This is a genomic window from Streptomyces sp. HUAS ZL42 (genome assembly GCF_040782645.1).
GTDB lineage: Bacteria > Actinomycetota > Actinomycetes > Streptomycetales > Streptomycetaceae > Streptomyces.
In genome coordinates this window covers 3,605,414-3,625,969 of the sequence record NZ_CP160403.1, presented here as the reverse complement: position 1 = coordinate 3,625,969, position 20,556 = coordinate 3,605,414, and the positions used below count along the sequence as shown (strand labels likewise).

General features: G+C 70.1%; 20 protein-coding genes and 2 tRNA genes. 16 read left to right on the top strand and 6 right to left on the bottom strand.

Going from position 1 to position 20,556, the window contains the following annotated elements:
• Positions 1-66: 66 nt before the first annotated feature.
• The 4 genes from ABZO29_RS16475 to ABZO29_RS16460 all read left to right on the top strand — a co-directional run bounded on the left by ABZO29_RS16475 (position 67) and on the right by ABZO29_RS16460 (position 1,602).
• Positions 67-390: a hypothetical protein gene (locus ABZO29_RS16475; protein WP_367320946.1), complete on the top strand. Its 324-nt coding sequence runs from the start codon at positions 67-69 to the stop codon at positions 388-390.
• Between the two features lie 177 nt (positions 391-567).
• A complete protein-coding gene (locus ABZO29_RS16470; protein WP_019072119.1) occupies positions 568-936 on the top strand; it encodes a WhiB family transcriptional regulator in 369 nt (122 codons plus the stop codon).
• Positions 933-1,256, top strand: coding sequence for a hypothetical protein (locus ABZO29_RS16465; RefSeq protein WP_367320945.1), 324 nt, complete (start codon positions 933-935; stop codon positions 1,254-1,256). Before ABZO29_RS16470 ends, ABZO29_RS16465 begins: the two co-directional genes overlap by 4 nt.
• Positions 1,257-1,389: 133 nt before the next feature.
• A complete protein-coding gene (locus ABZO29_RS16460; RefSeq protein WP_367320944.1) occupies positions 1,390-1,602 on the top strand; it encodes a hypothetical protein in 213 nt (70 codons plus the stop codon).
• A 27-nt stretch (positions 1,603-1,629) separates the two neighbouring features.
• On the opposite strand, the gene ABZO29_RS16455 is transcribed toward ABZO29_RS16460, so the two are convergent.
• Entirely contained in the window at positions 1,630-3,000 is a 1,371-nt protein-coding gene (locus tag ABZO29_RS16455; protein WP_367320943.1) for an ABC1 kinase family protein, read from the bottom strand.
• Positions 2,993-4,207: a TOMM precursor leader peptide-binding protein gene (locus tag ABZO29_RS16450; RefSeq protein ID WP_367320942.1), complete on the bottom strand. Its 1,215-nt coding sequence runs from the start codon at positions 4,205-4,207 to the stop codon at positions 2,993-2,995. The genes ABZO29_RS16455 and ABZO29_RS16450 overlap by 8 nt, the downstream gene beginning before the upstream one ends.
• 242 nt (positions 4,208-4,449) lie before the next feature.
• Between ABZO29_RS16450 and ABZO29_RS16445 the strand changes: the two genes are divergently transcribed.
• The 4 genes from ABZO29_RS16445 to ABZO29_RS16430 all read left to right on the top strand — a co-directional run bounded on the left by ABZO29_RS16445 (position 4,450) and on the right by ABZO29_RS16430 (position 8,335).
• A complete protein-coding gene (locus tag ABZO29_RS16445) occupies positions 4,450-5,046 on the top strand; it encodes a M48 family metallopeptidase (protein WP_367320941.1) in 597 nt (198 codons plus the stop codon).
• A gap of 117 nt (positions 5,047-5,163) precedes the next feature.
• Entirely contained in the window at positions 5,164-6,867 is a 1,704-nt protein-coding gene (locus tag ABZO29_RS16440) for a TerD family protein (RefSeq protein ID WP_367320940.1), read from the top strand.
• Positions 6,868-6,880: 13 nt separating this feature from the next.
• Positions 6,881-7,561 carry an AIM24 family protein gene (locus ABZO29_RS16435; protein ID WP_367320939.1) on the top strand — a complete coding sequence of 227 codons (681 nt, stop codon included), beginning with the start codon at positions 6,881-6,883 and terminating at the stop codon, positions 7,559-7,561.
• Between the two features lie 18 nt (positions 7,562-7,579).
• The gene (locus ABZO29_RS16430) at positions 7,580-8,335 is read left to right on the top strand and encodes an AIM24 family protein (protein ID WP_367320938.1); all 756 of its coding nucleotides are present in this window, start codon (positions 7,580-7,582) and stop codon (positions 8,333-8,335) included.
• Between the two features lie 54 nt (positions 8,336-8,389).
• On the opposite strand, the gene ABZO29_RS16425 is transcribed toward ABZO29_RS16430, so the two are convergent.
• Positions 8,390-8,917, bottom strand: a complete 528-nt coding sequence (locus ABZO29_RS16425) for an NUDIX hydrolase (protein ID WP_367320937.1) — start codon at positions 8,915-8,917, stop codon at positions 8,390-8,392.
• Entirely contained in the window at positions 8,914-10,353 is a 1,440-nt protein-coding gene (locus tag ABZO29_RS16420; protein WP_367320936.1) for a zinc-dependent metalloprotease, read from the bottom strand. The genes ABZO29_RS16425 and ABZO29_RS16420 overlap by 4 nt, the downstream gene beginning before the upstream one ends.
• A gap of 192 nt (positions 10,354-10,545) precedes the next feature.
• Between ABZO29_RS16420 and ABZO29_RS16415 the strand changes: the two genes are divergently transcribed.
• From ABZO29_RS16415 to ABZO29_RS16400, 4 genes are all read left to right on the top strand, one after another.
• Positions 10,546-11,661: an SDR family oxidoreductase gene (locus tag ABZO29_RS16415; RefSeq protein WP_367320935.1), complete on the top strand. Its 1,116-nt coding sequence runs from the start codon at positions 10,546-10,548 to the stop codon at positions 11,659-11,661.
• 240 nt (positions 11,662-11,901) lie between these two features.
• Positions 11,902-12,360, top strand: a complete 459-nt coding sequence (locus tag ABZO29_RS16410; protein WP_367320934.1) for a molybdenum cofactor biosynthesis protein MoaE — start codon at positions 11,902-11,904, stop codon at positions 12,358-12,360.
• A 194-nt stretch (positions 12,361-12,554) separates the two neighbouring features.
• Positions 12,555-12,719, top strand: a complete 165-nt coding sequence (locus tag ABZO29_RS16405) for a hypothetical protein (protein WP_367320933.1) — start codon at positions 12,555-12,557, stop codon at positions 12,717-12,719.
• 51 nt (positions 12,720-12,770) lie between these two features.
• Positions 12,771-13,865, top strand: a complete 1,095-nt coding sequence (locus tag ABZO29_RS16400) for a PDZ domain-containing protein (RefSeq protein WP_367320932.1) — start codon at positions 12,771-12,773, stop codon at positions 13,863-13,865.
• A 9-nt stretch (positions 13,866-13,874) separates the two neighbouring features.
• On the opposite strand, the gene ABZO29_RS16395 is transcribed toward ABZO29_RS16400, so the two are convergent.
• On the bottom strand, positions 13,875-14,417 hold the full coding sequence (locus ABZO29_RS16395) for a PPA1309 family protein (protein WP_367320931.1): 543 nt from the start codon (positions 14,415-14,417) through the stop codon (positions 13,875-13,877).
• Positions 14,418-14,581: 164 nt separating this feature from the next.
• Between ABZO29_RS16395 and ABZO29_RS16390 the strand changes: the two genes are divergently transcribed.
• The 4 genes from ABZO29_RS16390 to ABZO29_RS16375 all read left to right on the top strand — a co-directional run bounded on the left by ABZO29_RS16390 (position 14,582) and on the right by ABZO29_RS16375 (position 19,827).
• Positions 14,582-17,533, top strand: a complete 2,952-nt coding sequence (locus ABZO29_RS16390; protein ID WP_367326151.1) for a UPF0182 family protein — start codon at positions 14,582-14,584, stop codon at positions 17,531-17,533.
• Between the two features lie 44 nt (positions 17,534-17,577).
• Positions 17,578-17,651 (top strand) — tRNA-Met (locus ABZO29_RS16385).
• 206 nt (positions 17,652-17,857) lie between these two features.
• Positions 17,858-19,657 (top strand): tetratricopeptide repeat protein, encoded by a 1,800-nt coding sequence (locus ABZO29_RS16380; RefSeq protein WP_367320930.1) that lies wholly within the window; start codon positions 17,858-17,860, stop codon positions 19,655-19,657.
• Between the two features lie 96 nt (positions 19,658-19,753).
• Positions 19,754-19,827, top strand: a tRNA-Met gene (locus ABZO29_RS16375).
• Positions 19,828-20,082: 255 nt separating this feature from the next.
• Here ABZO29_RS16375 and ABZO29_RS16370 read toward each other — a convergent pair.
• A complete protein-coding gene (locus ABZO29_RS16370; RefSeq protein ID WP_367320929.1) occupies positions 20,083-20,499 on the bottom strand; it encodes a Fur family transcriptional regulator in 417 nt (138 codons plus the stop codon).
• Positions 20,500-20,556: the final 57 nt, after the last annotated feature.

Genomic DNA, 20,556 nt, shown 5'->3' with positions numbered 1-20,556 from the left:
GTACTTGCATATCCGCGCGGACTGGCTCGCCCCAGTCCCTTCAGACGCCGAGAGGAGGCGATTCCAGTGATCAGCATCAAGACCAGCTCCACCAGCCCGGCCAAACTGACCGATCGCTCGGTCGTCTCCACGTGCATGCTCGGCATCTCGAACCTGGGCACCGGTCTGTCCGGCATTCCTGCCGTTCGTCCGGCGTCCTCCGTGTCTCTCGCGGGTCTTCCCGTCCGTGAGCGCAATGAGCGACCGACCAAGGCACTGGAAGCGGCAGTAGCGGCGCAGGCGCAGGCCTATGCCTTTACGGCTACCGGTGCCGGATTCCGGAAGCAGACGACGCAGCACCACCTGATGTGGGCCTTCCGTGGGCCAGAACCCTGGAGTGATCCAGCCTGATCGACGATCAGGCCGGCGCCTTCAGGGCCGCGGAACCCCATCCGGGATCCGCGGCCCTTCTGTTTGTCCCCTCATCGGGGACAGACGGGCGAAGGGGCCTCGGGACAAGAAAAGAACCCGGTACCAAGCCGACACCCGGCCCAACAGGCCGGACCGACCAGACGAGGAAGACGAACCGTGCAACTCGAAGCGCACGCCCCGTCCGTACCGCCTTCCGAAACGATCCCCCCGCCCGGCCTCACGGAGGACTCCACCTTGACCCCGCTGACTGCGCTCACCGCGCTCGACGACGCCATCGAGAACCTCGGCGTACCCGTTCCCTGCCGCTCCTACGACCCGGAGGTCTTCTTCGCCGAGTCGCCCGCGGACGTCGAGTACGCCAAGTCCCTCTGCCGCACCTGCCCGCTGATCGAGGCCTGCCTCGCAGGCGCCAAGGAGCGGCGTGAGCCCTGGGGCGTCTGGGGTGGCGAGCTGTTCGTCCAGGGTGTCGTCGTCGCCCGGAAGCGGCCGCGTGGTCGCCCGCGCAAGAACCCGGTCACGGCATGAACACCGCAGGAACGATCGACCGTCCCTTCACGCACGACCCCAAGAAGCAGGCCCCGATGAAGCCGTCCACCAGCGAGCCCGCAGGCTCCGCGACTACAGACGTCACCACCACCGGCGCGAACGACTCGCGTCAGAACAGGACCCGAGAGATGCAACTCATGCCAGAAGCCCAGGCTCGTGCGCATATGCACGACCGGCTGCACGACGCCGAGCGGGAACGCCGCGCGCTCCGCGTGGCGACCGCCCGCCGGATGCAGCGCCGGGCGGAGCGCGCTTCGCTGCGCGCCCGCCGTGCGCTGGCCATGGCGGTCATGCAGTAACAGATCACACCTGAAGCGGTGGCCTCCCGGCACGGGGAGGCGTCAGCTCCCCGCGGGGGCGGTCCGTCCGAACGGACCGCCCCCGCGGTGCGTTCGGAGTGCGCGTGCACCGGTCGGAGATATCGTCACCAGGGTGACGAGTCCCCCCGGAGACAGCGACAACGGCGGCTCCCCGGCCGAGCCCCGCACCCTCGTCTGCGCCCGCTGCGGCACTCGTGCCGAGCCTCCGCCGCCCGTCACCTGGACCTTCTCCGTGGAGAACGGCATCCGTCACTACTTCTGCGGCACCTGCTCCCGGGAGAACCTCAGGGCGATCGAGGGACGACTTGATTCGGCCTGGTGGTGAGAGGCGCGGCGACGATCCCGACGCAGGTCACGCCTCCGCCGCCGACTCCTCCTCGGCCGGGACCTCGTCCTCCACGAAGCCGGGCAGCCATTCCTCCAGTTCCTCGCGCAGCCGCACCGTCGAGCCGAGCTGGCACAGGACGCCGATCGTGCTGAGGGTCACCCGGTGGATCAGGAGGTAGGACGGCGGCAGGTTGAGGCGCTTGCCCAGCTGGTAGGCGGGCGAGCGGGGGTCGGCGACTCGGGCCGCTTGGCTCCGCATCCAGCCACGGGTGAAGGTGAACTCCTCGACCTGGGCCGGCTCGATGATCGGCAGGAGGTAGTCGAGGACGGCGTCGGGGTCGAGGTCTATGGATTCCTTGACGAAGCCTTCCGTGCACAGGAGCTGGTAGACGGCATCCGCCTCGCCGTCGAGGGTCATGCGCAAGGAGTCGCCGATGGGGGTGGGCAGTCCGCCGGGAAGGCGGTCGACCGTGCCGAAGTCGAGGACGCCGAGGCGCCAGTCCTCCTCGCCGTCCGGGCCGCCGGGCAGGAGGCGGAAGTTGCCGGGGTGCGGGTCGGCGTGGAGCAGGCCGGTGCGGGCCGGGCCGGAGAACAAGAAGCGGGCCAGGAGCTGGCCGGCGCGGTCCCGCTGGTCCTGCGTGCCGTTGGAGATGATCTCCGACAGGGGGATGCCGTCCATCCACTCGCTGACCAGGACCTGGTCGCACTGGTGGACCACCGCGGGCACCACGACGTCCGGGTCGCCCGTGAACTCCTCCGCGTGGACCTGCTGGGCCTGGGCTTCCAGGCCGTAGTCCAGCTCCTCGGAGACGCGGTCCTTGAGCTCGGTGATCAGTGGCTTGATGTCCATGCCGGGGATCAGCGGACCCAACAGGCGGGCAAACCTGCTCAATTGGTTCAGGTCGGACAGCAGGGCGTCGCCGGCACCCGGGTACTGCACCTTGACCGCGACCTCGCGGCCGTCCCGCCACACTCCCCGGTGCACCTGGCCGATCGAGGCCGCCGCGGCCGGCTTGTCCTCGAACTCGAGGAACAGGTCCTGCCAGTCCTCGCCGAGCCGCTCCGCCAGCACCGAGTGCACGGTGCGCGTCGGCATCGGGGGTGCCGCGTCCTGGAGCTTCGTCAGCGCCGCACGGTAGGGACCCGCGACCTCCTCGGGCAGGGCCGACTCGAAGACGGACAGTGCCTGTCCGAACTTCATCGCGCCGCCCTTCAGCTCGCCGAGCACCTTGAACAGCTGCTCCGCCGTGCGCTGTTGCAGTTCGCGGCCGACGATGTCCGCGGACTCGCCCACGATCCGCTTACCGAGTCCCCAGGTGGCCCGCCCGGCGAAGCCGAGCGGGAGCGCGGCGAGCTTGGCGGTCCGGGTGACCGCCTTCCGGGGAAGATCAGACATGAGCCCTCCAAGTCCCAGCCGGCCGCGCCGCGCCTGCCTTACGGCGTAACTCCGTTGACGACCGTTGCACCGCCATTGTCTCGTGCGGACCCCCGCTATCCGAGGTGTGTTCCTTCTTACCTTTCTTTGCGGCTCCGCACGGGCATGCGGGGTGCGCGGCGACCGGTCGCGCATGCCATTGGAGCACGGGCACGGAGACCTCCCAGCGCGCGCCCGCACTCGACGGGACCAGGCCGTCCAGACAGGCGAGCGCGTGCGCGGCCGCCAGCCCCGCGACGGTCGTGGCCAACGTCAGGTCGCAGGGGCGCACCTGGCGCGGTTTTCCCGAGCTCCACTGCGCTACCAGACGCGGCCAGGCCGGATCCCGGTCGGTGCGTCCCTCGTGCAGACAGCCTGCGCAGGCCGTTTCGCCGGGCAGGACGAGCGGGCCGACGATGCCGGTTCCCTCCACCACGCCGGCGTAGAGGTGGGGCGTGCCCGAGGCGATGAGCGGGTCGGCGGCGGACGGTGGCGGTGCGTGCACGCCGACGTCGTCGCGAGGGGCGAGGACCACCAGGGAGAAGCCCGGCTCGCCCTCCTGCGGCGACGGCCCGGCGGCACGGCGCGGCGGGCGGTCGGGTGCGGCCCGGCGCACGGCACGGCGGGCGGCCTGGTCCCTGCGCTCGCCGACGGATTCGGCGGGCAGCCCGCCGGGTGCGACGTCCCACGGCTCGACACGGCCGCTGTCGCGTACGTCGACCTCGCCGACCCCGGCGCCCGCCAGCAGCGAGGCGAGGACGGTGCCCACCCTGCCCGCGCCTCTCACCTGCACGCGCAGGGAGCGGCGGGCGGCCAGGCGCCCGATCGCGTCGCCGGGCTCCGAGGTGATCAGGGACAGCTGGGCCAGGTCGGGACGCAGCCGGTCGAGCACCTCCTTCCTGCCCCACAGGGTGTCGGCGGCCGGCCCGCCCCCGCGGGCGTCGTCGAGGAGCCCGGCCCGCGCCAGCCGCTCCACCAGCCTGTCGACATGACCGTCGGGCAGGTCCATGCGCCGCCCCTCCTCGCGCAGCAGGGCGAGGCCGCGGGTGCCGTTGAGCAGCTCGAGGAAGCTGCCCGTGGCCGTGTCCATCGGACCGAGTGTCATCGCGTGCGCCGGTGTCATTCCGAACTGCACGGTGTTGAGGTCGCGCCACCCGCGCCGCAGCGCGGGCTTCACCATCGGATGCATGAGAGGCCCCCGTAGCCCTTGGAATCGCCCGTTCGCGTCGGCGGAGCGGGGGCGTGGGGGCGACCTCGCTCCGCCGACGAGTGCCAGCATGCCCGGCCCGCTTCGATGGGCGACGAAGGTTGTCCACAGGCTGCGGAATTCGTCGTACAAATCAGTCCTACAAATCAAACGCATGTGGGGGATCGGCATCGAACCGTCCCGGAGAGGGGACTTCCCCCGTGTGCAGCGGGTAACGTCAGGGCGTGCCCGCCGACCCACTGCACCGCGCCGGAACGCCACAGCGCAGCACGACGAGCCAGCCGCCGAGCGGCTCGGGGGCGAGCGCGATCGAGGTACGCAGGAGCACCCGGCGACGCCGGACGGTCTCCGCCTACCGCGAGGGCGATCGCACCGTCGTACTCATCCCTGCCCGGATGTCGGAGGCGGAGGAGCAGCGCTGGGTGACCGTCATGCTCGACAAGCTGGCCGCACAGGAGAGCAGGCGGGTGCCGGGCGACGCCGAACTGGCCGAGCGCGCCGAGCGGCTGTCGGCCCAGTACTTCGACGGCCGGGCGCGGCCCGCCTCGGTCCGCTGGGTCACCAACCAGAACACCCGGTGGGGCTCGTGCACCCCGGCCGAGGGCAGTATCCGTCTGTCCCACCGTCTGCAGGGCATGCCCGAGTACGTCATCGACTACGTCCTCGTCCATGAGCTGGCGCATCTTCTGGTGCCCGGGCACGGCCCCGACTTCTGGCGGCTCCTCGAGGCGTATCCGAGGACCGAGCGGGCCCGGGGGTTTCTCGAAGGGGTGGTGGCCGCCGACCGGCTGCCCCATCTGCCGGGCGCTCGCAGCGAGTGACGGCCGTCCCCGGGCAGAGGTTGTGTACCGGGTCTGTACCGACTTCGTCCGGTGTCCGAGTTTGCCGTTAGCCTGGCGCGACGCACTCACATTCGGGATGGGGGACGGTCGTTACGCATGGCCAGGGAATTCCAACGCGGCCACAAGGCCAGGATCAGTGACCTCACCGCGGGCACCGATCTGTACGTAGGCGTGCAGATCACCGGCCCCGGACTGACCTTCGACATCAGCTGCTTCGGTCTGGACGCCGACGAACGGCTCTCGGACGACCGGTACTTCGTCTTCTTCAACCAGCCGAAGTCCCCCGAGGAGTCCATCCAGCTCCTGGGTGCCCAGGCGGGCGACACGGAGTCGTTCCGGGTCACGCTCGACCGGATCCCGTCGCAGATCCACAAGCTGTCGTTCACGGCGACGATCGACGGCGCCGGGCAGATGTCGCAGATCAACGCTGGATACATCCGTATCGTCGCGGGCGGCGAGGAGGTGGCCCGGTACTCCTTCAACGGCTCGGAGTTCTCCACCGAACGGGCCGTGATGCTGGGCGACTTCTATCTGAAGGACGTCTGGCGGTTCGCCGCGGTCGGGCAGGGCTTCGACGGTGGCCTCGACGCACTGCTGAAGAACTTCGGTGGCGAGGTCGCCGAGGAGGAGACTCCTGCGGCTCCCCAGCAGCCGCAGGCCGGCGCCAACCCGGGCTTCGCACCGCCCGCCCAGGCCGCCGCGCCGCCCGCGTTCGGCGCCCCCGCCGCCCCGGCACCCGCCCCGGCTCCGCAGCCTGCCGCGCAGGGGTTCGCGCCCCCGCCGGGCGCCACTCCGCCCCCGGCCCCCGCACCCGCGCCGTCCGTCCACGCCGCGCCCACCATCATCGCGCCGATGACGCCTCCCGGCGGTGCCCAGGTGCCGCCTCCGGCCCCGGCGCCCGCACCGTACGGGCAGCCCGGCCAGCAGCAGGCCCCGTACGGCCAGGCTCCTGGCCAGACGGCCCCGCTGCCTCCGGGCTACGGTCAGCCCCAGGCTCCGCAGGCCCCGGCTCCGCCGCCCGGCTACGGACAGCCGCAGGCCCCGACCCCGCCCCCCGGCTACGGCCAGCAGCCCCCCTTCGGGCAGGTCCCGGGCCAGCAGGCCGCACCGTACGGAGTGCCGCAGGGCGCGCCCCAGGGCGCCGGTGTGACCGCCGCGCTCCAGCAGTTCAAGGAGACGCCCACCGGGCAGCGCTGGACTCAGCAGAACCGGAAGATGGTCCGCGTCGACCTCGGCATCGGCGGCCAGCCCGTGCTGGCCCGGCAGGGCAGCATGGTGCTCTACCAGGGCAAGGTCGACTTCAGCTACAAGGGCGCCGGGTTCGCCGGCCGGGTCGTGGGCAACGCGACCGGTCAGGAGATGCAGCTGATGCGGTGTACCGGCCAGGGACAGGTGTTCCTCGCCGAGAACTCCACCCATCTGCACCCCGTCGAGCTCCAGGGCGACGCGATCTGCGTCTCCGCCGAGAACGTCCTCGCCTTCGACGAGAGCCTCCAGTACGAGGTCCGCCGCATCGAGGGACACGGCATCCCCGGCGGCGCGCTGTTCACGATGCAGTTCCAGGGCACGGGCACGATCGTCGTGAAGACGCACGGCACGCCCGTGGTGCTGCCGGTCACCCCCACGACGTTCGCCGACTGCAATGCGGTGGTCGCCTGGTCGGCCGCCTCCCAGGTGGTCGTCTCCAGCCAGGTGCGCATGCGACGCAACGCGTACGCCGGCGACACCGGAGAGAGCGTCAACCTCCAGTTCCGGGGCGCGCCCGGCAACTTCATCGTCGTCCAGCCGTACGAGATCTGAGGGAGAGCCCGTCATGAACCAGCCGCTCGCGGGCTACGCTCCCGCACCCGTCACCGCCCGCATGGAGAACCACGGCAACCACATGCTGAAGGTCGCCATGCAGACCGGAAACGACCTCCTCGCGCGCGTGGGCTCGATGGTCGCCTACGAAGGCTTCGTCCAGTACGAGCCCAACCCGCCGGCCGTGCGCCAGATCGCGCGCGACTGGGCCACCGGTGAGGGCGCGCCCCTGATGAAGTGCTCCGGCGACGGCCTGCTCTACCTCGCCGACTACGGCGCCGACGTCGTCGTGATCAACCTCAACGGCGACGGGATCTCCGTCAACGCCACCAACCTGCTCGCCTTCGACGCCCACTTGACGTGGGGCGTCGAGCGGGTCAAGGGGCTGGCGAAGTTCGCCGGGCAGGGCCTGTGGAACACCAAGATCTCCGGGCAGGGCTGGGTCGCGCTGACCTCCCGGGGCAAGCCGATCGTCGTCGACTGCGGCGGCGGTGAGGACGAGACGTACGTCGACCCGGACGCGCTCGTCGCCTGGTCCCCGAACCTCAAGGTGAAGGGCAAGCGCAGCTTCAAGGCGCAGTCACTGATCGGCCGGGGCAGCGGCGAGGCGTACCAGATGGCCTTCTCGGGCCAGGGCATCGTCGTCGTCCAGCCCAGCGAGGACAGCACCGACCGCCTCCGGTTCCGGGGCTGAGGGGGAGCCAGAAACGCCATGCAGAGCCCGCTTTTCGCCTACAACGACCAGCAGACCCAGGAGCGCTGGAGCCTGCAGAGCAAGCAGATGCTCCGTGTCACCCTGGAGGGTCACGACGACATCCTCGCCCGCAAGGGCACCATGGTCGCCTATCAGGGACTCGTCGAGTTCGACGCCGAGTACCGGAGCAACCAGCAGTCACGCGCGCGTGCCCGCACCGGCGAGGGCCTGGACCTGATGCGCTGCCACGGGCAGGGCACGGTCTACCTCGCCAACCTCGCCCAGTACATCCACCTGGTGGACGTGGAGCAGGACGGGCTGACGGTCGACAGCAGCTACGTGCTCGCGATGGACTCCTCGCTGCACCACGAGGTCATCGCCGTCGACAGCCTTTACGGCATCTCCGGCTCCGGTAAGTACCAGCTCAACATCACCGGCCGGGGCCGGGTCGCCCTGATGACCTCGGGCGCTCCGCTGATGATGCAGGTCACGCCCGACAAGTACGTCAACTGCGACGCCGACGCGATCGTGGCCTGGTCCACCGGGCTGCGTGTGCAGATGCAGGCTCAGACGCATTCCTCCGGGGTGTGGCGCCGCCGCGGCAACACCGGCGAGGGCTGGGAGCTCAGCTTCATGGGCAGCGGTTACGCGCTCGTCCAGCCCAGCGAACTGCTGCCGCCGCAGAACGCCCAGATCGGGCAGGGCCTCGCCGCGCAGTACGGCATGGGGCAGCACGGGGCCCGCGGGCAGAACCAGGGCAACGTCTGGAGCTGACCGGACGGACAGCGGATGTAAGGGGCGGCCGGGTGGCCGCCCCTTACACATGCGTCAGGGCCGAAGCCTTGACCGTGTCGCCTCCAGCAGTCGGACGACGGACTCGTCCGCCACGTCCGCCACCTCGTCGTACGGGAACCAGCGCACGTCGAGTGACTCCTCGCTGATGGCATGAGTCGCGTCCGGCGGTGCCAGGACCGCGTACTGGACGTCGAAGTGCCAGTGGCAGGGCGCCGGGATCGGGTGCCGGTCGAGCCTCACCGGGCCGCCGGGCAACAGCGTCAGCCCCTCGATGCCCGACTCCTCGGTGGCCTCACGCAGAGCAGCGGAGTCAAGGGTGAGGTCGCCCGGCTCGCAGTGGCCGCCCATCTGCAGCCACATGCGGAGCTTCTTGTGGAGGGTCAGCAGAACACGCCCGCGCGACGGGTCGATCACGAGGGCGCTCGCGGTGAGATGGCCGTCCTCGCAGGCCTTCCACATGCCGTCCGGGTGCGCCGCGAGATGGTCCAGGTAGGCCTGGCGCAGCTCTTCCTGGTCCTCGAACCCCTTGAGAACGAGGACCGCGTCGTCGTACAGGCTCACTCGGCGTCGTCGCCCTCGGCTTCGTCGTCCTTCTTCAGGTTCGGCTTCGGCGTGTGGCCGCCGCTCGCCGCCTCGCCGAGCATCTTGTCCAGCTCGGAGAAGTCCAGCTGCTCGCGGTGCACGAAGCCGTCCGGGTCGTCCAGGTCGCCGGCCGTCGGCAGCATGTCCGGGTGGGCCCACAGGGCGTCCCGGCCGTCGACACCGCGCGCGTCCGTGAGCGAGGCCCACAGACGGGAGGCGTCACGCAGGCGGCGGGGGCGCAGCTCCAGACCGATCAGCGTGGCGAAGGTCTGCTCGGCCGGACCGCCCGTGGCCCGGCGGCGGCGCAGCGTCTCGCGCAGCGCGTCCGCCGACGACAGGCGCGGCTTCGCCGCCGCGTGGACCACCGCGTCGACCCAGCCCTCCACGAGCGCCAGGGCCGTCTCCAGACGGGCCAGGGCGGCCTTCTGCTCGGGGGTGTCCTCCGGCTGGAACATGCCCTGCTGCAGGGCGTCCTGCAGCTGCTCCGGGTTCTGCGGGTCGAACTGGCCGACCACGTCCTCCAGCTTGGCCGTGTCGACCTTGATCCCGCGCGCGTACCCGTCGACTGCGCCGAACAGGTGTGAGCGCAGCCACGGAACGTGCGCGAACAGACGCTGGTGGGCAGCCTCGCGCAGGGCGAGATACAGCCGCACCTCGTCCTTCGCCACGCCCAGGTCCTTGCCGAACGTCTCGATGTTGACCGGCAGCAGCGCGGCCTTGCCGGCCGGGCCGAGCGGCAGGCCGATGTCGGTGGAGCCGACGACCTCGCCCGCGAGTACACCCACGGCCTGCCCGATCTGCGTGCCGAACATGGCGCCGCCCATCGAGCGCATCATGCCGATCAGCGGGCCGGCCATGGCCTGCATCTCCTCCGGCAGGACGTCGCCCATGGCGTTACCGACGCGCTCGGCGACCGGGTCGACGAGCTCCTTCCAGGCGGGAAGAGTGGCCTCGACCCACTCCGCGCGGCTCCACGCCACGGCGGAGGCGGCACCCGACGGCAGGGACGTCACGTCGTCCAGCCACAGGTCGGCCAGACGGACGGCTTCCTGGACCGCGGTGCGCTCGCCGGGGCCGACACTCGCGTCCTTGACGCCGTCGGCGGTCCCCTGGGCGACCGTCTGGCGTGCGATCTGCTTGGCCATGTCCCAGTTCACCGGGCCGCCCTCGTACGAGAGCATCTGGCCCAGTTGCTGGAACGCGGCGCCCAGGTCGGTGGGGTTCAGCGAACCGAACATGGCAGCGAGCGGATTGTCCGCGCCGGGGCCGCCAAAGCCTCCGGCGCCGGGCAGTCCGAAGCCGAACGGGTTGTCCGGTCCCTGACCACCACCGCTCTGCTGGTCCTTCTTCTTGCCCTCGTCGCCGTCTTCCGGCTCCTCCGGCGGAAGGCCGAATCCGAATGGGGTGTCACTCACGGGATTCCTCGGCTGGTAAGGCCACCGGTTGCCTCCGGCGGCACGACTGCCCGATAACACCACCCAGCGTAGACACCAAGGGCGCTTCGAGCCTCGGTGCTTCGCCGACTCTTGGCCTGCGGCAGGATGGATGCCACCTGGTACGGACGCGTCACTCGCGCTCGTACTGAAGACAACCGCTGGAGACGCCCGGTGAGTTCCCCAGATCCGCAGGTTCGCGCAGCGCGAAACCGGTCAACCACCTCGCCCGCCGCGCGCGGGCCCGTCGTCGCGGTCACCGGTGCCGCGTCCGGCGTCGGCGCGCTGCTCACCGGGCGACTCGCCGCTTCGGAGGAGATCAAGCAGGTCATCGCCATCGATGAGCGGCGCGGCGAGTGCGCCGCGGCGCAGTGGCACATCCTGGACGTGCGCGACCCGGCCATCGCCGACAAGCTGCGCGGTGCGGACGTGGTGGTGCACCTCGCGCTCGATCTGGACCTGGGGAGTGACACGGCCGCCCGAACGGCCTACAACGTCCGGGGGACGCAGACCGTGCTGACCGCCGCCGCGGCGGCCGGGGTGCACCGCGTGGTGCTGTGCACGTCCGCGATGGTGTACGGGGCGCTGCCGGACAACGAGCTGCCGCTGTCGGAGGACGCGGAGCTGCGGGCGACCGCCGAGGCGACCGGCGTCGGGGATCTGCTCGAGATCGAGCGGCTCGCGCGGCGCGCGCCGCGGGCGCATCCGGGGCTCAATGTCACCGTGGTGCGGCCCGCAGTGCTGGTGGGGGGCACGGACACCGCGCTGACCAGGTACTTCGAGTCCCCTCGGCTGCTGGTGGTCGCCGGGTCGCGGCCCGCCTGGCAGTTCTGCCACGTCGAGGATCTGTGCGGTGCTCTGGAGTACGCCGTTCTGGAGAAGGTCGACGGGGAGCTCGCCGTCGGGTGCGACGGGTGGCTGGAGCAGGAGGAGGTCGAGGAGCTCAGCGGGATCCGGCGGATGGAACTGCCGTCCGCTGTCGCGCTGGGGGCGGCGGCTCGGCTGCACCGGATCGGGCTGACACCGTCTCCGGCTGGGGATCTGGCGTACACGATGTATCCCTGGGTGGTGAGTGGGAGCCGGCTCCATGACGCGGGGTGGCGGCCGCAGTGGACCAACGAGGAGGTGCTCGCGGAGCTGCTGGAGGAGGTTTCCGGGAGGCACACGGTTGCCGGGCGGCGGCTGGGGCGGAAGGACGCGACTGCGGCGGGGGCCGCGGGGGCGACGGTGGCTCTGCTGGGGGCGGCGGCTGTGGTGCGGAGGGCTCGGAAGGCTCGGCGGAGGGTTTGAGGAAGCGGTGTTCCAAGCGGGCGTGTCTTGAGAGGTGCCCGGGGTTGGTGCGGGCGTGGGGTGGGTCGCGCAGCCCGGCGCTGACGGGGTGCCGCCCGCGCCCACCCGTGCCGCCCCAGCGGCACGACCGCCCGCGGCTGTACGGAACCGGCCGCCTGTAGGAGGCTCCAATCGCCCACGCACGCGTGCCGGACGATAACGCCATTCCCCGTCGTCAGCGACGTGCGGCACGATGGAGCCATGACAGCCACCAATGATCACCCCGGCGAGCAGGGGGCTCAGGACGCCATCAAGTTGATCGGCATCCGGGAGACACCACTCTCCGTGGACGAGGTCTTCCGGGCCGTGGGGGACGACGCGGCCGGGGGGATCGCCCTGTTCGTGGGGACCGTGCGCAACCATGACGGGGGTGCCGACGTCGATGCGCTCGGGTACTCCTGCCATCCCAGTGCCGAGGCGGAGATGCGGCGGATCGCGGAGAAGGTCGTCGCCGAGTATCCGGTGCGGGCGCTGGCCGCGGTGCATCGCGTCGGGGATCTCGAGGTCGGGGATCTCGCCGTCGTCGTGGGCGTGTCGTGTCCGCACCGCGGTGAGGCCTTCGAAGCGTGCCGGAAGCTGATCGACGATCTCAAGCACGAAGTGCCCATCTGGAAGCACCAGAGGTTCTCCGACGGGACCGATGAATGGGTCGGCGCGTAGCGCCGTCGTTGAGGAGTGGTGGTCGGGCGACGGGAGGGCAGGTGGGCGCCTGCTGAATCCGTCGGTGCGCCGGCCCAACCCGTCCTCCGCTCTTCCGGTTGCGTAACCGCACCCCTGACGTGAGCGTTGTCAGTGCGGATGGTTAATCTGCTGATCAGTCAGTTCCGTTCGGTCAGTTGGGGTTGGAGGTCGCGATGGGGGTGCTCGTCTGGTTGCTGATTCCGCTTGTGGCTGCGATCGGCGCGGGGCTGTGGGGCACCTGGGCCAACCGCACCCGCACGGCGCGCAGCGACGGGCCCGAGCTGGACGGGTACGCCCGGTTCCGTGCGGCCATGGAGAAGTCGCACCCCGGACTGTGACCTGGGTGGCCCTGACGGTGCTCTGACAGGAGCGTCCCGTACTGTCGAGGCATGCCACGCCGCACCGCGACGATGCTCGCCTCCACCCTGATGCTGATCGCGCTCCTGTGCGCGGGGGTGTTCATCCCCGTGCCGTACTCGGAGATGTCCCCGGGGCCGACGGTGAACACCCTCGGTGAGCATGGCGGCGAGCCGGTGCTGCAGATCTCCGGGCACAAGACCTACGCCGCGAGCGGTCACCTGAACATGACCACCGTGCGGGTCACCAGCGCCGACTACAAGATGAACCTCGTCGAGGCCGTCTACGGGTGGCTCGCCCATGACAACAAGGTCGTGCCGCACGACACCCTCTACCCGGACGGCAAGACCGAAGAGGAGTCCACCCAGGAGAACGCCGAGGAGTTCAGCCAGTCCCAGGAGAGTGCCAAGGTGGCCGCCCTGAAGGAACTCGACGTCCCGGTGGAGTCCTGGGTCATCGTCTCGACGGTCGTCAAGGACTCCCCGGCCGAGGGCAAGCTGCACGCCGGTGACGTGATCAAGGCCGTCGACGGCACGGTGGTGAAGCAGCCCTCCGACGTCGCCAAGCTGGTGACGAAACACGAGCCCGGTCAGGACGTCGTCTTCACGATCGTGCCCGCCAAGGAGCAGGCCGCCGCCGAGAAGGCGAACAAGACGGCGACCAAGACCCAGGACGTCACCATCACGACCGCGACGTCCGACGACAGCGGTGAGAAGCGCGCCATCGTCGGGATCTCCGCGGGCACGGATCACACGTTCCCGTTCACCATCGACATCAAGCTCGCCGACGTCGGCGGACCCAGCGCGGGCCTCATGTTCGCGCTGGGCATCTACGACAAGCTCACCCCGGGCAGCCTGACCGGCGGCAAGTTCGTCGCCGGCACCGGGACGATCGACGACGACGGCAAGGTCGGGCCGATCGGCGGCATCGAGATGAAGACCGTCGGCGCGCGCAGCAAGGGTGCCCAGTACTTCCTGACCCCGGCGGACAACTGCGCGGCCGCCGCCAAGGACACCCCGAGCGGTCTCCGGCTCGTCAAGGTGAACACCATCGACGACGCCCTCGACGCCCTCGAGGACATCCGCAGCGGCGACACCGCCGACCTGCCGAAATGCGCGGCCGGATAGCGCGGAGGGCTACTCCTCGAACGTCGCCGCCAATGCCTCCGCGAGACCGGGGACCAGTTCGGGGCCCGTGAGGACCTCCGTCGGAGTGTCCTTCTCCCGCAGCCGCAGCGCCGACTCACGCGCGCCGTCGCGCAGCACCGCGACGGTCATGCGGACCTCCTGGCGCTCGGGATGCCCGGCCACCCACTTCGCCAGCTTCGCCTCGCTCAGGCCCTCCGGGACCTGGGCCTCCGCGGACGGCGGCAGCATCAGGCGCTCCACAGTGAGGGCACAGCCGACCACCGCGTCGGGCCAGGCGATCCTGCCGAGGAACTCGTCGAGCGGCTTGTCCGTTGGAATCTCGTCCTGCTCGATCGGTGTGAGGCCGGCGCTCTCCTGCTCCTCCTCCAGGCCGAGCTGGGCGGCGAGCGAGGGTTCCTGGGCCCGCAGCTGCGTGGTGTCTACGAGGGCGAAGAGGCGGGCGGGCTGGTCCCAGCCGAGGCCGGAGGCGTACTCGTCGATCTCGAGCACGGCCCGGGTGAGCGGGTTCGCCGCCATGGGAGTCTTGGACATGGTCACAATCCTGCCTCGTTCCCGGCCGGAATCGGGAACCGAGTAAACGGTGAGTAAGTTGCATAGGTGTGGGCTCACGATCACGGGGGGCCACGGCGGGTCCACGAACACGCGGGCCTGACGGATCAACAGCGAACTTCGAGGTGCCTACCTTGGCTTTCCAGATGCCGGACCGCGGCGGAGGCCCGACGGGGCCACGGATCAGAGTCGGCCGCCCGTCCCGGCGTGTCCGGTCCCTGCTCATGACATTGGGCGTCCTTGCCGTTCTCGGCATGGCGTTCACGATGTTCGCGGGCTTCTGGACGGACTGGCTCTGGTACCGGTCGGTGAAGTATTCGTCCGTCTTCACCACCACCCTGTGGACCAAGATCGGGCTGTTCTTCGTCTTCGGCCTGCTGATGGCGCTGTCGGTCGGCTTCAACATCTGGCTGGCCCACCGGCTGCGCCCGCCGCTGAGCGCGATGTCGATGGAGCAGCAGAGCCTCGACCGCTACCGGATGGGGATCGCGCCGTACAAGAGGTGGCTGCTGGTCGGCATCACCGCCCTGGTGGGCCTGATCGCCGGTGCCTCCGCCTCCAGTCAGTGGCGGACCTGGCTGATGTGGGTCAACGGCGTGCCCTTCAACCAGAAGGACCCGCAGTTCCACCTCGACGTCTCCTTCTACGCCTTCGACCTTCCCTGGTACCGGTTCCTGCTGGGCTTCGGCTTCGCCGCCGCGATCCTGTCGTTGATCGCCGCCGCGCTCACCCACTATCTGTACGGCGGGCTCAGGATCACCTCCCCGGGCGCGCGTGCCACCGCCGCCGCGACCGGGCACCTGTCCGTGCTGCTCGGCCTCTTCGTCGCGCTGAAGGCCGTCGCGTACTGGCTCGACCGGTACGGCCTGGCGGTGAAGTCCAGTGACTTCAAGGCCACCGACAACTGGACGGGCCTGCGTTACGTCGACGCGAACGCCTACCTCCCGGCCAAGACGATCCTGTTCTGCATCGCCGTCATCTGCGCGCTGCTGTTCTTCGCCACGCTGTGGCGGCGCACCTGGCAGCTGCCCGTGATCGGCTTCGGCCTGATGGTGCTCTCGGCGATCCTCATCGGCGGGCTCTACCCGGCGATCGTCCAGAAGTTCCAGGTCCAGCCCAACGAGCAGGCCAAGGAAGCGCCGTACGTCGAGAAGAACCTCAAGGCGACGCGCGAGGCGTACGGGATCGACGGCGCCAAGGTCACCGAGTACTCGGGCAAGTCCACCACCACGGACAAGGCCAAGCTGCGGGACGACGTCGCCCCCACGGCGAGCATCCGCATCATGGACCCGAACATCGTCTCGCCGACGTTCCAGCAGCTCCAGCAGATGCGGAACTACTACGCGTTCCCGAACAACCTGGACGTCGACCGCTACAGCACCAAGGCGGGCACGGACCAGGACACGGTCATCGGTCTGCGCGAGCTGAACCTGGCCGGCATCCCGAAGAAGAACTGGATCAACAACCACTTCCGCTACACCCACGGCTACGGCGCGGTCGCCGCCAAGGGCACCACCGCCGACGCCGAGGGCCGCCCGGTCTACACCGAGTCCGACCTGCCCTCCCAGGGCGACCTCGGGACGTACCAGCAGCGGATCTACTACGGCGAGAAGACGACCACGTACTCGATCGTCGGCGGTCCCCAGAAGGAGATCGACTACTCCGACGACCAGGGTGAGAAGACCACCAGCTACACGGGCAAGAGCGGGGTCAACCTCTCCAACCCGGTCAACCGGGCCGCCTACGCGGTGGCGTTCGGCGAGCCGCAGATCCTCTACTCCGGTGCGATCGGCGAGGGTTCCCGGATCCTGTACAACCGCACGCCGAAGGAGCGCGTCGAGGCTGTCGCCCCGTGGCTGACCATCGATGGCGACGCCTACCCCGCGGTGGTGGACGGCAAGATCCAGTGGATCGTGGACGCGTACACGACCACCAACGGATACCCGTACGCCTCCCGTACGACCCTCGGTGACACCACGGCCGACTCGCTGACCGCGACCAACAACTCGCGTGCGGTGGTGGCCCAGCAGAACCAGGTCAACTACATCCGCAACTCGGTGAAGGCGACCGTCGACGCGTACACCGGTGAGGTCAAGCTCTACCAGTGGGACACCGAGGACCCGATCCTGAAGACCTGGATGAAGGCGTTCCCCGGCACGGTGGAGCCGAAGACCGACATCTCGTCGTCGCTGATGGCCCATCTCCGTTACCCACAGGACCTGTTCAAGGTCCAGCGCGAGCTGCTGACCCGCTACCACGTGAAGGACGCGACGACGTTCCTCAGCGGCAGCGAGGTGTGGCAGGTGCCGGACGACCCGACCAACAAGTCGGGCGAGACGGTGCCGCCGTACTACCTGAGCATGAAGATGCCGGACCAGACGCAGCAGGCGTTCTCGCTGACGACGACGTTCACGCCCAACGGCCGGGACAACCTCAGCGCGTTCATGACGGTCGACGCCGAGGCGGGCACGCCCGACTACGGCAAGATCAGAATTCTGAAACTGCCGACCAGTACGACCGTCGACGGCCCCAAACAGGTCCAGAGCCAGTTCAACTCCGAACAGGACATCGCGGAGTCCATCAGGCTGCTGAAGGGCGGCGATTCCGAGGTCGAGTACGGCAACCTGCTGACGGTGCCGCTCGACGGAGGCCTGCTGTACGTGGAGCCTGTCTACGTACGCGGTGGTGGACTCAAGTACCCACTGCTGCGCAAGGTCCTGGTGACCTACGGAGGCAACACCGCCTTCGAGGACACCCTCGACGAGGCCCTCAACAAGGTCTTCGGAGCGGAGAGTACGACACCCGTGCCACCGGACGAGGGCACGACCCCTCCGCCGACGACCGGCAACCCGACGGTCCAACAGGCGCTGGAGGACGCCCAGAAGGCGTTCGACGCCGGCCAGGAAGCCCTGAAGAAGGGCGACTGGGAGGCGTACGGCAAGGCGCAGAAGGATCTCGAGGCGGCGCTGCAACGGGCCGAGGACGCCCAGGCCGAGGCGAGCAAGGGCAGCGGCAACAAGCCCACCAGCAGCCCGAGTCCGACCAGCAGTCCACGCAGCAGCCCCAGCAGCAGTCCGAGCAGCAGTCCGAGCGGCTGATCAAAAGCCCTGTCCCGCGCCGTGATACGGTTGCCGCACAACGGCGCGGGGTGGAGCAGCTCGGTAGCTCGCTGGGCTCATAACCCAGAGGTCGCAGGTTCAAATCCTGTCCCCGCTACTGCAATACGAAGGCCCGGATCCTCAAAGGATCCGGGCCTTCGTGGTGTGCGAACGCATGTGCCGACGGGTGGGACGGCCGCGCCGCCTCCGGGAGTTGGTGGTTGTGTGTTTGACTTGTCTCTCTGTGGGCATGTCGACAAAACGCTGAAGTGACCTCACTGGCTGCGGTATACCAGGTGTACCCAGGTTGCAGGTGGTGCGACGATGGACGTTATGGGGGACAAGGCAACTCTGTTCGAGACAGGGCGATATGTGCAGCCCTCCGGCCGGGACGAGGCCGGGGAGGCCGCCGAGGAGGCACGCCGACGACTCGCCGCCGAGGCGGGCGACGTCGAGGCGATGAGCGTCCTCGGAAGCATGCTGCTGCGCCGTGGCGATCTCGACGGAGCCGAGCCCCATCTGCGTGCCGCCACCGCGGCCGGTGACCGTGCCGCCGCCAACAACCTGGGAGTCCTGCTTCACCAGCGCGGATACGCCGAGGAGGCCGCCGGATGGTGGCGGATCGCCGCCGTCGCCGGCTCCGCGGCCGCCGCGCACGCCCTGGGACGGCACCACCGTGAGCGCGGGGACGAGCCCGCCGCCGAGTACTGGCTGCGCCAGTCCGCCGAACAGGGGCACGCGCTGGGTGCGTACGCGCTCGCCGATCTGCTGGAGCACCGCGGTGACGACGGGGCCGAGCAGTGGATGCGGTCCGCGGCCGAGCAAGGGCATCGTGAGGCGGCGTACCGGCTGGCGCGGGCGCTGGACCGGCAGGCCGGGCTGGAGAGCGACGGCGACGACAGTACCGGCCGGGCTCTCGAGGAGCAGGCCGAGCAGTTCTACCGCCAGGCCGCCGCGCGCGGGCACCGGCGTGCCGCGCTGCACCTCGGGGCGATCCTGGAGAAGCGGGGGGACCTCAAGGAGGCCGGCCGCTGGTACCTGACGTCCGCCAAGGACGGCGAGGCGCGGGCCGCCTGCGCGCTCGGGTTCCTGCTGCGGGACGCGGGCGACAGCGAGAGCGCCGCCGTGTGGTGGCTGCGCGCCGCGCAGGACGGCGACGGCAACGCGGCCAACGCGCTGGGCGCCCTGCACGCCGAGCGCGGGGAGACCCAGACCGCCGAGCGGTGGTACCGGGCCGCGATGGACGCCGGTGACGACAACGGCGCGTACAACCTCGGTCTGCTCTGCGCCGAGCAGGGACGGACCGCGCAGGCCGAGCAGTGGTACCGGCGTGCCGCGTACGCCGGGCACCGGGAGGCGGCGAACGCGCTCGCGATCCTGCTGCTGCAGGGCGGGGACGCGACGGGCGCCGAGCCCTGGTTCTCCAAGGCCGCGGAGGCCGGGAGCGTGGACGCCGCGTTCAACCTGGGGATCCTGTTCGCGGGCCGGAGCGAGGAGCCGGTCGCCCTGCGGTGGTACGAGCGGGCCGCGGCCGCCGGGCACACGGAGGCAGCGCTGCAGGTCGGCATCGCCCGGCTGCGCGACGGGGACGAGCGGGAGGCCGAACGGCATCTGCGGTGCGCCGCGGGCGGTGGCAGTGCGGAGGCGGCATACCGGCTGGCCGCCGTGCTCGACGCGCGCCGGCCGGCGGTGTCCGCGCATGAGCTCGGCGAGGCCGTGCACGAGAAGACCGAATGTGAGGAGTGGTACGAGCGCGCGGCCTCGCAGGGGCATCGGCGGGCGCAGGTGCGGGTGGGGATGCTCGCCGCCGCGCGGGGCGATGTCGTGGAGGCGGCGCGGTGGTACCGGCAGGCCGCGGAGGCCGGGTCGCGCAACGGGGCGTTCAATCTGGGGCTGCTGCTGGCGCGGGAGGGAAGTGAGCCCGAGGCGGCGGTGTGGTGGACGCGGGCCGCTGACGCGGGCCACGGTCGGGCGGCGCTTCGGCTCGCTCTGGTCTACGCGCGTCGGGGGGAACTGGCGGAGGGGCAGCGGTGGGCTGATCGGGCGGTGGCCCTGGGACCGGCGGAGGTTGCGGAGCGGGCGGCGCGGCTGCGTGACGCGCTGGGGCAGGAGCTGTCGGCGTGACGGTGCCGGGGCTGCACGACTGCCCGCCCGACGGGCGACCGCCTCGTAAGCGATTTGCTTCCGTCCCCACCGTTGACGTAACGTTGCGTTCACCGACGCGGGGTGGAGCAGCTCGGTAGCTCGCTGGGCTCATAACCCAGAGGTCGCAGGTTCAAATCCTGTCCCCGCTACTGAAGGCCGAGGGCCGGAATCCGAAAGGGTTCCGGCCCTCGGTGTGTTCAGCGGTGGATCATGAGCTCTCCCAGTCCATGCGCAGAGGGCGTCGACTTCAGGATGAGTTCCTCCGTTCAGGAGCTTCGCGAGGAATGTGACGAACGTCGCATCCTTCCTGTAGGCGACGGGCCGTCAGATTCGGGGAGCCTGTGGGCAGCACGAAGCCCCGGCGTCCATCAGGAGCCGGGGCTTCGGAGAAAGGCCGGAAAAGCTTACGCCGCCGCGCAGTTCGGGCAGATGCCGCGGTAGGTGACCTCGACATCCGAGACCGTGAAGCCGAAGCGCTCCGAGTCGGGGAGGTCGGCGAGCGGGTTGCCGCTCGGGTGGACGTCCCGGATCTGGCCGCACTGGGCGCAGACCAGGTGGTGGTGCGGACGGTGCGCGTTCGGGTCGTACCGCTTGGCGCGCTTGTCGGTGGAGACCTCGAGCACCTCGCCGAGGGAGACCAACTCGCCCAGCGTGTTGTAGACGGTCGCCCGGGAGATCTCGGGCAGCTTGGTGACAGCCCGCGCATGGACCTCGTCGGCCGTCAGGTGGACGTGTTCGCCGTCGAGGACCTCGGCCACGACACGCCGCTGCGCGGTCATCCGCCATCCGCGTCCGCGCAGCCGTTCCAGAAGGTCACTCATACAGGCCAGCTTAACAGCAAGGGAAATAGTTTCCGATTGGGTGTGAGTTTGGAGATC

Excerpts from the sequence above, each read along its gene's own strand:
- ABZO29_RS16465 (WP_367320945.1), top strand. The coding sequence starts at position 933 with ATGAACACCGCAGGAACGATCGACCGTCCCTTCACGCACGACCCCAAG.
- ABZO29_RS16455 (WP_367320943.1), bottom strand. The coding sequence starts at position 3,000 with ATGTCTGATCTTCCCCGGAAGGCGGTCACCCGGACCGCCAAGCTCGCC.
- ABZO29_RS16450 (WP_367320942.1), bottom strand. The coding sequence starts at position 4,207 with ATGCATCCGATGGTGAAGCCCGCGCTGCGGCGCGGGTGGCGCGACCTC.
- ABZO29_RS16440 (WP_367320940.1), top strand. The coding sequence starts at position 5,164 with ATGGCCAGGGAATTCCAACGCGGCCACAAGGCCAGGATCAGTGACCTC.
- ABZO29_RS16435 (WP_367320939.1), top strand. The coding sequence starts at position 6,881 with ATGAACCAGCCGCTCGCGGGCTACGCTCCCGCACCCGTCACCGCCCGC.
- ABZO29_RS16430 (WP_367320938.1), top strand. The coding sequence starts at position 7,580 with ATGCAGAGCCCGCTTTTCGCCTACAACGACCAGCAGACCCAGGAGCGC.
- ABZO29_RS16410 (WP_367320934.1), top strand. The coding sequence starts at position 11,902 with ATGACAGCCACCAATGATCACCCCGGCGAGCAGGGGGCTCAGGACGCC.
- ABZO29_RS16405 (WP_367320933.1), top strand. The coding sequence starts at position 12,555 with ATGGGGGTGCTCGTCTGGTTGCTGATTCCGCTTGTGGCTGCGATCGGC.
- ABZO29_RS16400 (WP_367320932.1), top strand. The coding sequence starts at position 12,771 with ATGCCACGCCGCACCGCGACGATGCTCGCCTCCACCCTGATGCTGATC.
- ABZO29_RS16395 (WP_367320931.1), bottom strand. The coding sequence starts at position 14,417 with ATGTCCAAGACTCCCATGGCGGCGAACCCGCTCACCCGGGCCGTGCTC.
- ABZO29_RS16390 (WP_367326151.1), top strand. The coding sequence starts at position 14,582 with ATGCCGGACCGCGGCGGAGGCCCGACGGGGCCACGGATCAGAGTCGGC.
- ABZO29_RS16380 (WP_367320930.1), top strand. The coding sequence starts at position 17,858 with ATGGACGTTATGGGGGACAAGGCAACTCTGTTCGAGACAGGGCGATAT.
- ABZO29_RS16370 (WP_367320929.1), bottom strand. The coding sequence starts at position 20,499 with ATGAGTGACCTTCTGGAACGGCTGCGCGGACGCGGATGGCGGATGACC.